Source organism: Enterobacter hormaechei subsp. xiangfangensis (assembly GCF_001729785.1).
Lineage (GTDB): Bacteria > Pseudomonadota > Gammaproteobacteria > Enterobacterales > Enterobacteriaceae > Enterobacter > Enterobacter hormaechei_C.
In genome coordinates, this window is sequence record NZ_CP017183.1 from 2,190,622 (window position 1) to 2,203,171 (window position 12,550).

Consider the following 12,550-nt stretch of genomic DNA (forward strand, 5'->3'; position numbering starts at 1 on the left):
CATTAAAAAGAGATTTTATCCGGCAGTGCACTGCCCGTTAACGCTATGACAGAACACCAAAAATTGACCTTCTCCATGCTGATGCAAAAGCTTGATTCACTGATGCTGCGCGATAAACAGCGGTTTGCGCGCCGTCTGCACGGCGTTAAGAAGGTTAAAAATCCTGATGCACAACAGGCCATTTACCAGGAAATGGCCAAAGAGATTGAACAGGCGGCAGGGAAAGTTGTGCTGCGTGAAGCCGCACGCCCGGAGATTACCTATCCGGAAAACCTGCCCGTCAGCCAGAAGAAACAGGACATTCTTGAGGCCGTACGCGACCACCAGGTGGTGATCGTCGCGGGGGAAACCGGTTCAGGTAAAACCACCCAGTTGCCGAAAATCTGCATGGAGCTGGGCCGCGGGTTGAAAGGGCTGATCGGTCACACCCAGCCGCGTCGTCTGGCGGCGCGCACCGTGGCGAACCGTATTGCGGAAGAGCTGCAAACGGAGCCGGGCGGCTGCATCGGCTACAAGGTGCGATTCAGCGACCACGTCAGCGATAACACCATGGTTAAGCTGATGACCGACGGTATCCTGCTGGCGGAAATCCAGCAGGATCGTCTGCTGATGCAGTACGACACCATCATCATCGATGAAGCGCACGAGCGCAGCCTGAACATCGACTTCCTGCTCGGCTACCTGAAAGAGCTGCTGCCCCGGCGTCCGGATCTGAAAATCATCATCACCTCTGCGACCATTGACCCGGAGCGTTTCTCAAAACATTTCAACAATGCGCCGATCATTGAAGTCTCAGGCCGAACCTACCCGGTTGAAGTGCGCTATCGCCCGATTGTGGAAGAGGCGGACGATACCGAGCGCGACCAGCTTCAGGCCATCTTCGATGCCGTCGACGAGCTGGGCAACGAGAGTTCTGGCGACATTCTGATCTTCATGAGCGGCGAGCGCGAGATCCGCGATACCGCCGATGCGCTCAGCAAACGCGATCTGCGCCATACCGAGATCCTGCCGCTGTACGCGCGCCTGTCGAACAGTGAGCAGAACCGCGTGTTCCAGCCGCACAGCGGACGCCGCATCGTGCTGGCGACCAACGTGGCCGAAACCTCGCTCACCGTGCCGGGCATTAAATACGTGATCGACCCGGGTACGGCGCGCATCAGCCGCTACAGCTACCGAACCAAAGTTCAGCGCCTGCCGATTGAGCCGGTTTCCCAGGCGTCGGCTAATCAGCGTAAGGGCCGCTGCGGCCGCGTGTCGGAAGGGATCTGTATTCGTCTTTATTCGGAAGACGATTTCCTGTCGCGCCCGGAGTTTACCGATCCGGAAATTCTGCGGACCAACCTGGCATCCGTTATCCTGCAAATGACCGCGCTGGGGCTGGGCGATATCGCCGCCTTCCCGTTTGTGGAAGCGCCGGATAAACGCAATATTCAGGACGGGGTGCGCCTGCTGGAAGAGCTGGGGGCCATCACCACCGACGAGCAGGCGACGGCCTACAAGCTAACGCCATTGGGCCGCCAGCTTAGCCAGTTGCCGGTCGACCCGCGTCTGGCGCGCATGGTGCTGGAGGCGCAAAAACACGGCTGCGTGCGCGAGGCGATGATCATCACCTCGGCGCTCTCCATTCAGGATCCGCGCGAGCGCCCAATGGACAAGCAGCAGGCGTCGGATGAAAAACACCGTCGCTTCCACGATAAAGAGTCTGATTTCCTGGCCTTTGTGAATCTGTGGAACTACCTGGGCGAGCAGCAAAAAACGCTCTCTTCAAATCAGTTCCGCCGTCAGTGCCGGGTGGATTTCCTCAACTACCTGCGCGTGCGCGAGTGGCAGGATATCTATACCCAGCTGCGCCAGGTGGTAAAAGAGCTGGGCATTCCGGTCAACAGTGAACCGGCGGAGTACCGCGAAATTCATATCGCCTTGCTGACCGGCCTGCTGTCCCATATCGGGATGAAGGATGCGGATAAACAGGAATTTACCGGCGCACGCAACGCGCGTTTCTCCATCTTCCCGGGCTCCGGTTTGTTCAAGAAACCGCCGAAGTGGACCATGGTCGCCGAGCTGGTGGAAACCAGCCGTCTGTGGGGGCGTATCGCCGCGCGTATCGATCCGGAGTGGGTTGAGCCGGTGGCGCAGCACCTGCTGAAACGCTCATACAGCGAGCCGCACTGGGAGCGCGGGCAGGGCGCGGTGATGGCGACGGAAAAAGTCACCGTCTACGGCCTGCCGGTGGTGGCCGCGCGTAAGGTTAACTACAGCCAGATCGATCCGGCGCTGAGTCGCGAGCTGTTTATCCGCCATGCGCTGGTGGAGGGCGACTGGCAGACGCGTCATGCGTTCTTCCGTGAAAACCTGAAGCTGCGCGCCGAGGTGGAAGAGCTTGAGCACAAGTCCCGCCGCCGCGACATTCTGGTGGACGACGAGACGCTGTTTGAGTTTTACGACCAGCGCATCAGCCACGATGTGATCTCGGCGCGCCATTTCGACAGCTGGTGGAAGAAAGCCAGCAAAGAGACCCCGGACCTGCTCAACTTCGAAAAGAGCATGCTGATCAAAGAGGGCGCGGAGTCGGTCAGCAAGCTCGACTACCCGAACTTCTGGCATCAGGGCAACCTCAAGCTGCGTCTGACCTATCAGTTTGAGCCAGGGGCCGACGCGGACGGCGTGACCGTTCATATTCCGCTGCCGCTTTTAAATCAGGTCGACGAGAGCGGGTTTGAGTGGCAAATTCCCGGCCTGCGCCGCGAGCTTGTCATTGCATTAATCAAATCCCTGCCTAAACCGGTGCGGCGTAACTTTGTGCCGGCGCCGAACTACGCCGAAGCGTTTTTGGGCCGCGTCACGCCGCTGGAGCTGCCGCTGCTGGACGCGCTGGAGCGTGAGTTCCGACGCATGACCGGGACCACCATCGACCGCGACGACTGGAACTGGGATCAGGTGCCCGATCACCTGAAAATCACCTTCCGCGTGGTGGACGATAAAAACAAAAAGCTGCTGGAAGGCCGCTCGCTTTCGGAACTGAAGGACGCCCTGAAGGGCAAAGTGCAGGAAACCCTGTCTGCCGTGGCGGACGACGGTATCGAGCAGAGCGGGCTGCACATCTGGAGCTTTGGTCAGCTTCCGGAAAGCTATGAGCAGAAGCGCGGAAACTATAAGGTTAAAGCCTGGCCTGCGTTGGTGGACGAGCGCGATAGCGTGGCGATTAAGCTCTTTGACAATCCGCAGGAACAACAGCAGATGATGTGGCGCGGGCTGCGTCGACTGCTTCTGCTTAACATCCCGTCGCCGATTAAGTATCTGCACGAGAAGCTGCCGAACAAAGCCAAGCTGGGGCTCTACTTTAACCCGTACGGTAAGGTGCTGGATCTGATCGACGACTGCATCTCCTGCGGTGTGGATAAGCTGATCCACGAGGCGGGCGGTCCGGTCTGGACGGAAGAGGGCTTTGCTCAGCTTCATGAAAAGGTGCGCGCGGAGCTGAACGACACCGTGGTGGAGATTGCCAAACAGGTCGAGCAGATCCTTACCGCCGTGTTCAATATCAACAAGCGCCTGAAGGGGCGGGTGGATATGACCATGGCCCTGGGGCTGTCGGACGTGAAGGCGCAGATGGCGGGGCTGGTGTATCGCGGCTTTGTGACCGGCAACGGCTTTAAGCGTCTGGGCGATACGCTGCGTTATTTGCAGGCGATTGAGAAGCGTCTGGAGAAAATGGCGGTCGATCCGCATCGCGATCGCGCGCAGATGCTGAAAGTCGAAAACGTGCAGCAGGCGTGGCAGCAGTGGCTCAACAAACTGCCGCCAGCGCGTCGCGATGACGACGACGTGCGGGAGATCCGCTGGATGATCGAGGAGCTGCGCGTCAGCTTCTTCGCCCAGCAGCTCGGTACGCCGTATCCGATTTCGGATAAGCGTATCTTGCAGGCGATGGAGCAGATCTCCGGCTAAAACCGTTGCCCGGTGGCGCTGCGCTTACCGGGCCTACGGGAGAGCATGTGGGCCGGGTAAGGCGCAGCGCCACCCGGCATGTTTTCACGCACTGCTCCAACCGCCGCCCAGCGCTTTATACAAATCAATTTGCGCCAGCAACAGGTTGTTTTTCACCTGTACCACGCTGGTCTGCACCGAGAACAGCGTGCGCTGCGCATCGAGCACATCCAGATAAGAAGAGTACCCGTTGCGGTAGCGGTTTTGCGCAATCCGCAGCGTCTCCTGCGCGACCGCCTGCTGTGCCAGCAGCTCGGTAAGCTGTTCCTGATAGCGGGTGATGGCATCAAGGCTGTCATTCACCTCAGCAAACGCGTTACGCACGGTTTTTTCGTAGCTATACAGAGCCTGATTCCGCTGGGACTGGGAGATATCCACCTGCGCATTCAGCGCCTGACGGTTCAGCAGCGGCGCAAGAATACTGCCGCCCACGCTCCAGAGCTGTAGGGGGTTATCCAGCAATCCCGACAGCGTGCGATCCTGCACCGATCCCGTGGCCGTGAGGTTGATTGACGGCAGCAGGCTGGCGCGCGATGCCGCCAGCGTCGCGTCTGCCGCAATCAGCTGACGTTCCGCCTGAACGATATCCGGGCGCCGGTTGAGTAGTGTCGACGGCAGCTGGGAGGGCAGTTTCAGCGGCGTCAGGGCATCAAAGCTTTCACCGCGCGCAACGTCACCCGGGTTGCTGCCCAGCAGCAGGCTAAGCGCATTTTCCTGCTGTGCAATCTGGTGCTGAAGCAGTGGAACCTGGGCGCGGGTGGCGCGCAGCTCAGAATCCGATTGCATCAGCTCAAGGCGAGAGCTGTATCCCGTCTCAAATTGTCGTTTGGCGAGATTGAACGCCTCTTCACGCGACTTCAGCGTGGATTGGGTAACGCGAAGCTGTTCATCCAGCGACAGCAGGGTGACATACCCGGAGGCCACCGATGATGCGACGGTAAGATCAGCCGCCGCTGCCGCCGCCTTTTGTGCCTCCAGCGATGCTTCAGCGGCACGGGAGGTGCTACGGTTTACGCCCCAGATATCCACGTCGTAGCTGGCGGTCAGGCTGCCTTTGTACAACGTACCGTATACCGGAAGCCCCGTGGCGGCGGACTGCGAGCGTGCGCGCGTCCCGGTCACGCCCGCGTCAAGCGACGGGAACAGACTGCCGTCGGCGGCGAACACCCGGGCCTGGTACTCGTTAATCCGCTCGCGTGCAATCAGCACGTCGCTGTTGTTCTTCAGCGCCTGATCCACATAGCGGTTCAGATTGCTGTCGTGAAAATTTCGCCACCAGAGCTGCTCTGTCGGGCTGGCTGGCCCCGACGTCGCGCGCCACTGGGCCGGTATGTGCAGGGACGATTTGGCGGGCTCAACGTCAACCGACTGGCATCCCGCCAGGATAGCCATCATCAGCAGGCCGGCTATCGGGCGAAGCGTCATTGTTTCGCCTCCCGCGTGTCGATGGTCACCTGCACCGACATGCCAGGGCGCAGCAGCCGGTACGCCTCCGGCTCACCGAGTACTTCAATGCGTACCGGGATGCGCTGGGCGATTTTAACAAAGTTGCCCGTGGCGTTATCCGGGGTGATAGCGCTGAACTCGACGCCTGTGGCCGGGGATATGCTCTCCACGCGGCCCTGATAGGCTTTATCGTTTAAGGCATCGACGGTGAATTTCACCGGCTGTCCGACGCGTAAATTCGCCAGCTGCGTCTCTTTGATATTGGCGATCACCCAGTGCTGCGGCGGGACCAGCGTGGTAAGGTGCGTCCCGGCGGCGACGTAAGCCCCCAGACGCACTGCAATCTGCCCGAGCTGACCATCACGCGGCGCGACAATCCGGGTGTTTTGCAGATCGATCTGCGCCAGCTCCAGCGCGGCTTTTGCATTCTCAACGTCGGCCTCCAGCGAGCCGCGATTGACGATAACCGTTTGTAAATCCTGACGCGACATCTCAAGCGTTGCTTTCGCCTGGTCGATATCGGCGCTCCCCTGGGCGGCACTGGCCAGTGCCGAATCGCGCTCGCGAATGGAAAGGGAGCCGTCCGCGGTCAGCTCTTTCACGCGTTTCAAATCCGCCTGGGTTTTCAGACTTTGGGCACGGGCGTTTTTCAGCGCCGCCTCGTTTTTGGCAATCACCGCTTCCGCGCTTCTGCGCTGTTGCAGGTTGTTATTAAGAGCTGCAATTTTCATTGCCAGCTGCGCCTCGGCCTGATGGACGCGCTGGCGATAGATACGGTCATCTATCTGCAACAGCAGCTCGCCTTTTTTAACCTGCGCGAAATCCTGAACATGGACCTCGGTAATGTAGCCGTTTACCTGAGGACTGATGAACGTAGTCTGGCCGCGCACGTAGGCGTTATCGGTAAACTGGGCATGACGCGTGAACGGGGGCAGCTGCCAGGCATAAAGGATCACCAGTACCCCGACAATGCCGATAGCCGCGGCGGTGAAAATGGACACGACGCGCACGTTTTTACGGGTGTTGGCCTGCTCTTTGGCGGCATCCTGCTGACTCATAACCTCTCCTGAAAAATAGTCATTACTTGTTGCCAGTGGCGTTCTTAAGGGCCATACGGGCGGTGATGCGCAGGCGCAGCAAGCGCCATAAAATCCAGACCAGCGTGGCAGTGGCAATGCTCGCCGTCAGGAGATAAGTATCGTTGTAAGCCAGAATGTTTGCCTCAAGCGCCGTCACCGTCTGGAGCTGGGTAATGGCCTGGGTTCCCAGCAGGGAACTGTCGCCAATCAGGCTTTTGTACATCTGGGTGTAAAGCTGAATGCGTTCGTTCACCAGCGGGTTAAGGGTGGTGAGCTGGTCAGCCAGCAGGCTGGAATGGTACTTCTCGCGCCAGGTCTGGAAGGTGCCGAGGATCGCGGAACCCAGCAGGCCCCCAAGGTTCTGACTCATGCCAAACATCACGGAAAAGCTGACCAGGTTGCGCGGGTCGGCGATCACCCCGCCAATGGCTGCCAGCATCGCAGGCGCGAGGAAGAAAGCGCTGCCGAAGCCCAGCAGGAACTGGCTGAAAATAAGCTGATCCGGCCGGGTCAGGTTGTTGGACTGGCTGTCCAGCAGCGAGGCGACGATCATCAGCACCAGCGAGGTGATTATCGGCCAGGCCAGTTTAGTGGGCTTAATCGTCAGACAGCTGGTGACGATACCGCAGACGATCCCGGCGAAAATAGCCCACGCCAGATGGGTCATCTGTTCATTCTGTAGGCCCACATATTGCAGCCAGCCGATGACGCCCGTGTTCTGCTCCGCCAGTACGATGCGGATCAGCAGCATAATCAGCCCCAGGCGTACGATGCTGCCGCTGGACAGCCAACGGGTATTAAGCAGCGGGTTGCTGCGGTTATGTTCAAACACGATCGCAGAGACAATCAGCACCAGCGAGAGGGCCAGCGCCCAGCCGATCCACGGCGCTTCAAACCACCAGTCCAGACGCCCTAGCGACAGAACCGCGCACAGCAGCGCCATGCCGGGCGCAAGCAAAAAGAAGGTGATGAAATCTTTCTTCTCGAAGACTTTGCGCCGATCGCCCGGCGGCAGCTTTAGCACCATCACGCAGGCCAGGGAGATCAGGGCCAGACCCAGCTCGAAGAAGTACAGCCCGCGCCACTCATCAAGCTGTAACAGCTCGGTGGAGAACAGCCGCGCCAGCGGGATCGCCAGCGACGACCCGGTAATGCCAATGGTCAGCGCCTTCAGTCGATGCTTTGCGGGCCAGGCCTGGATCTGGTAATAAATGCCGAGCGAGCTGAGCGCGGCGGCGACCATCCCGTGTGCCGCCCTTACCATCAGCGCCGAGCTAAGATCGTTCACAAACAGGTGGAAAAAGGTGACCAGCACATACAGCACCAGGAAGCCTTCCGTAAAGGCGCGCAAACCGTACTGCTGGCGAAACTTTACCAGCAGCAGGTTGATGGACACGTTGGTCATGACATAGACGGCAGGCAACCAGGCGATTTCAGTTGACCAGGCGCCAAAAGTGCCTTGCAGATTTTGCAGATTAGCGGTGACGACCGCGTTACCCAGCGCCCCGGTCAGACATACCAGCAGACCGACCACGCCATAGGCGATCCGTTTTGGGGTTGGATGTTCCGGGGTGGAAGGGGAACCCAGCAGGGCGGGTTTCTCGTGTGGCTGCCACTCGCGAGGAGCATAAGGGTCGCGTTGGGGCAGGCGCATAACGTGGTTTACCTTTCAAAATGTTGAATTGTGAGCGGGCTAATGATTCTAAGGCTGACGCAAATCATAATTCAAGTGAATACGATTTTCTCAAGTTAATCAAATGTGAGTGCTTTTTGAGAACGTTCCAGCCCGTTTTTTCAGCATTCATGCCATAGCATGACGCGCAGAAAGGGGGATAATCGATGACTCTGTATGCTGTAAGGAGGTAACGATGACAATGGCACTTTTCCCCTGTCTGCCTGGCACAACACTCGACGCCGTGAATACCGTTGGGGCGTGGCTTGCTCAGGACGACTATCAGGACAATCAGCCCGTTGATCTGGTGATTCTGGCGGGTAATGCGGTGATCCCCGCGATTGATGCTGCCTGTAAAAACGCGGCTGAACAGGGTGTTCCTCTGATCATCAGCGGCGGGATCGGTCACTCGACGACCTTCCTCTACGCCGCGATTGCGAAACACCCCCGCTATAACAGGATACCCACCACCGGGCGGGCTGAGGCAGCTATTCTGGCCGACATCGCCCGTGAATTCTGGAACATTCCGGCTGAGCATCTTCACGTTGAGGATCAGTCGACCAACTGTGGTGAAAACGCCCGCTTCAGCCGGGCGTTGATGAAACAATCCGGACTGAACGCCGCCCGGGTGCTGGTGGTGCAGGACCCGACGATGCAGCGGCGCACAATGGCTACGTTTGCCCGCGTATGCCGCGACGAGGCCGCAGCGCCCGCATGGGTGAGTCATCCCGGCCTGACGCCCGTGCTGCAAAACAGCGACGACGGTCTGGTGTTTAGCGGCCCGGCCGAGGGGTTATGGCCGGTAGAACGTTACCTGTCGCTGGTGCTGGGTGAATTTCCGCGACTCAGGGACGACATCAACGGCTACGGTCCGGCGGGACGTGATTTCATTGCCCATGTCGATATCCCTGCCGACGTGGACGCCGCGTGGCAGATCCTGCGAAACGACGTCATTCTCACCGACGCGCTGGTGAGCCGTTCTCTGCTGTAATGCTCTTGCCCGTTTGCGCCATCTTTTACGCAAACGGGCAGCCTTTGTTGCCGATTTGTGATTTTGGAAACGGGCTGACCCGCATCTTTTATGAGATATCTCACAAAAACAGATTCATAGAGTAGGCAATTGCCCCGGTAATTATAGTTTTTAACAATAAGTTTACTTGTTAAAAACAGTGTGATTACAGGAGCAGGTTATGACAGTACCCGTACAACATCCTATGTATATTGATGGACAGTTTGTTGCCTGGCAGGGTGATGCATGGATTGACGTGATCAATCCGGCCACGGAAGAGGTCATTTCCCGTATTCCCGACGGCACCGCCGAGGACGCCCGCAAAGCCATTGACGCGGCAGAGCGCGCGCAGGCTGGCTGGGAGGCGCTGCCAGCCATTGAACGCGCCAGCTGGCTACGCAAAATTTCCGCCGGGATCCGCGAGCGCGTCAGTGAAATCAGCGCGTTGATTGTGGCCGAAGGCGGCAAGATCCAGCAGCTGGCGGAAGTGGAAGTGAACTTTACCGCTGACTATATCGACTATATGGCCGAGTGGGCGCGCCGGTATGAAGGGGAAATCATTCAGAGCGACCGTCCGGGCGAGAATATTCTGGTGTTTAAGCGTGCCCTTGGCGTCACCACCGGCATTCTGCCGTGGAACTTTCCCTTCTTCCTGATTGCCCGTAAGCTTGCACCCGCGCTGATCACCGGCAACACCATCGTTATCAAACCGAGCGAATTTACCCCAAACAACGCCATTGCGTTTGCCAAAATCGTCGATGAGATTGGCCTGCCGAAAGGCGTCTTTAACCTGGTGCTGGGCCGGGGTGAAACCGTCGGACAGGAGCTGGCCGGGAATCCGAAAGTGGCGATGGTCAGCATGACCGGCAGCGTCGGGGCAGGTGAAAAGATCATGGCTGCGGCTGCGAAAAACATCACCAAAGTGGGGCTGGAGCTGGGCGGTAAAGCCCCGGCCATCGTGATGGACGATGCCGATCTTGAGCTGGCCGTGAAGGCCATTGTGGATTCACGCGTCATCAATACCGGGCAGGTGTGTAACTGCGCGGAACGTGTCTATGTCCAGAAGGGGATCTACGACCGCTTTGTGAATCGTCTGGGCGAGGCAATGAAAGCCGTCCAGTTTGGCAATCCGGCTGAGCGAACGGATATTGCCATGGGGCCGCTGATCAACGCCGCCGCGCTGGAGCGCGTGGAGCAGAAGGTGGCGCGCGCGGTGCAGGAGGGGGCCAAAGTGGTCCTTGGCGGTAAAGCGGCAGAAGGTAAAGGGTACTTTTATCCCCCAACGCTGCTGCTGGACGTGCGTCAGGATATGGCCATCATGCACGAAGAGACCTTTGGCCCGGTGCTGCCGGTGGTGGCTTTCGACACCCTGGAAGAGGCCCTGAACATGGCCAACGACAGCGACTACGGTTTAACCTCGTCTGTTTATACGCAGGACCTGAACGTCGCCATGAAAGCCATTAAGGGGCTTAAGTTCGGCGAGACCTACATTAACCGTGAAAACTTTGAAGCGATGCAGGGCTTCCATGCGGGCTGGCGGAAATCCGGTATCGGCGGGGCAGATGGTAAACACGGTCTGAATGAGTATTTGCAGACGCAGGTGGTCTATTTGCAGTCGTAATCAGGAGCCCCCTCCATGCGAGGGGGTTCACATTTTCAGGAAAGGTGGTTATGTTGGCGCGATAATGGTTATTTATCGGGAAACAACATGCGCACAAAATATACGGGTCTGCAAATCAGCATTCACTGGCTGGTTTTTCTGTTAGTTATTATGGCCTATTGCGCCATGGAGTTCAGGGGATGGTTCCCGCGAAGCGATCGTCCGCTCATTAATATGATCCACGTTTCCTGCGGGATCAGCATCCTGGTGCTGATGGTGGCGCGCCTGCTTATCCGCCTCAAATTCCCGGCTCCGCCTATTCAACCGAAACCAAAAGCGATGATTACCGGGCTGTCCCATCTGGGGCATCTGGTTATCTACCTGCTGTTCATTGCGCTGCCGCTGATCGGCATGGTGATGATGTATAACCGGGGAAATGACTGGTTTGCGTTTGGCCTGACGATGCCGCATGCGGCGGAGGGGAATTTCGACCTGGTGGATACGCTAAAAGCGTGGCACGTGACGCTGGCCAATCTGGGATATTTCGTGATTGGTTTGCACGCCTTTGCCGCGCTGACGCATCACTATTTCTGGAAAGACAACACGCTGCTGCGCATGATGCCGAAAAAGCGTCAGTAACCGATAATGCCCTGCAAACCCGCAGGGCATTTTTTGCGGCTTATTGCAGTTGCGCGCGCTCCTGCGCCGTTAAGTCCAGTTCCTGAGTTGTACCCGTTTCTGAAGATTTTACAGCTGCTTCCAGCACCGCCATCACCGCCAGGGCTTCCATCGGCGGGACCGGGTTGTCAATCTTGCCGTTCAGGGCATCGCGCACGTTTATATAGTACTGTCGCTGGTCGCCTTTTGGCGCAGGGATAGCGCTGGCTTCACCCTGGGCATTAAGCAGCACCATAGCGTCGCTGTCTTCACCCCAGCTTTCACTACCCGGAATGACGCCTGCCAGCAGCTGGGCTTCCTGCTGATCGATGCGCGCTTTCACCACGCTAGCCTTGTCACCGTGAATGGTAAAGCGGGATACGCCGCCCGCCACCAGCATGCTGCAATGGAGGACCACTTTGTGTTCCGGATAATTCAGCACCACGTGCGCCCAGTCGTTAATCTCCGCGCCGTCACGCAGGGTGGCGATGTTGCCCTGTACCGACTGCGGCAGACCAAAAAGCTGTAGCGTCTGGTCAATCATGTGCGGGCCTAAGTCGAACCACAGGCCGCTGCCGGGAACGTTTTGCTCTCTCCAGCGCACGCGAACCTCCGGGCGGAAACGATCGATATGCGACTCAAAATGTTTCACCTTGCCGATGCTGCCTTGCGCAATCACCTGCTTAATGCCGAGAAAATCGCTGTCCCAGCGGCGGTTATGGAAGACAGAAAGCAGCAGCTGTTTTTCTTCAGCCAGCGCAATCAGATCCCGCGCTTCCTGCATATCCAGCGTGAACGGCTTATCCACTACCACATGCTTGCCGGCATTGAGCGCCAGGGTGGCAAGCGGCGCATGGGTCGCGTTAGGGGAGGCGATAACCACCAGATCGATATCCGGGTGCTGAATGGCCTCTTCCGGCGTGGCGACAACGAGCACGTCCGGCAGATCGCGTTTCACTTTCTCTTCATCCCGGGATGAGATCACCGCCAGCTTCAGGCCGTCAACGGACTGGATCAGCGGGGCATGGAACGTCTTACCCACAAAACCATACCCGATCAGCGCAATATTCATTGTCTTCACTTTATTCATGACCTTCTCC

8 protein-coding genes are annotated in these 12,550 nt (G+C 58.2%); 4 read left to right on the forward strand and 4 right to left on the reverse strand.

Going from position 1 to position 12,550, the window contains the following annotated elements; translation table 11 throughout:
- Positions 1-45 precede the first annotated feature (45 nt).
- Positions 46-3,948, forward strand: a complete 3,903-nt coding sequence (hrpA, locus tag BFV63_RS10595; RefSeq protein WP_022651154.1) for an ATP-dependent RNA helicase HrpA — start codon at positions 46-48, stop codon at positions 3,946-3,948.
- An 84-nt stretch (positions 3,949-4,032) separates the two neighbouring features.
- Here the strand turns inward: hrpA and BFV63_RS10600 are convergent, their stop codons facing one another.
- The 3 genes from BFV63_RS10600 to BFV63_RS10610 are packed head-to-tail and all read right to left on the reverse strand — an operon-like array spanning position 4,033 to position 8,166.
- Positions 4,033-5,412, reverse strand: a complete 1,380-nt coding sequence (locus tag BFV63_RS10600; RefSeq protein WP_023324614.1) for an efflux transporter outer membrane subunit — start codon at positions 5,410-5,412, stop codon at positions 4,033-4,035.
- A complete protein-coding gene (locus BFV63_RS10605; RefSeq protein WP_003857294.1) occupies positions 5,409-6,491 on the reverse strand; it encodes an HlyD family secretion protein in 1,083 nt (360 codons plus the stop codon). Before BFV63_RS10605 ends, BFV63_RS10600 begins: the two co-directional genes overlap by 4 nt.
- A 22-nt stretch (positions 6,492-6,513) precedes the next feature.
- Positions 6,514-8,166, reverse strand: a complete 1,653-nt coding sequence (locus BFV63_RS10610; protein WP_003857293.1) for an MFS transporter — start codon at positions 8,164-8,166, stop codon at positions 6,514-6,516.
- A gap of 214 nt (positions 8,167-8,380) precedes the next feature.
- Here BFV63_RS10610 and BFV63_RS10615 point away from each other — a divergent pair, with 214 nt between their 5' ends.
- From BFV63_RS10615 to cybB, 3 genes are all read left to right on the forward strand, one after another.
- Complete coding sequence (locus tag BFV63_RS10615) at positions 8,381-9,175, forward strand: YdcF family protein (protein WP_072199621.1); 795 nt, start codon at positions 8,381-8,383, stop codon at positions 9,173-9,175.
- A 199-nt stretch (positions 9,176-9,374) separates the two neighbouring features.
- Entirely contained in the window at positions 9,375-10,814 is a 1,440-nt protein-coding gene (aldA, locus tag BFV63_RS10620; RefSeq protein WP_032658358.1) for an aldehyde dehydrogenase, read from the forward strand.
- 87 nt (positions 10,815-10,901) lie between these two features.
- Positions 10,902-11,432 carry a cytochrome b561 gene (gene cybB / locus BFV63_RS10625; RefSeq protein ID WP_048240843.1) on the forward strand — a complete coding sequence of 177 codons (531 nt, stop codon included), beginning with the start codon at positions 10,902-10,904 and terminating at the stop codon, positions 11,430-11,432.
- A 40-nt stretch (positions 11,433-11,472) separates the two neighbouring features.
- Here the strand turns inward: cybB and BFV63_RS10630 are convergent, their stop codons facing one another.
- Positions 11,473-12,540, reverse strand: coding sequence for an oxidoreductase (locus tag BFV63_RS10630; protein ID WP_048240841.1), 1,068 nt, complete (start codon positions 12,538-12,540; stop codon positions 11,473-11,475).
- Positions 12,541-12,550: the final 10 nt, after the last annotated feature.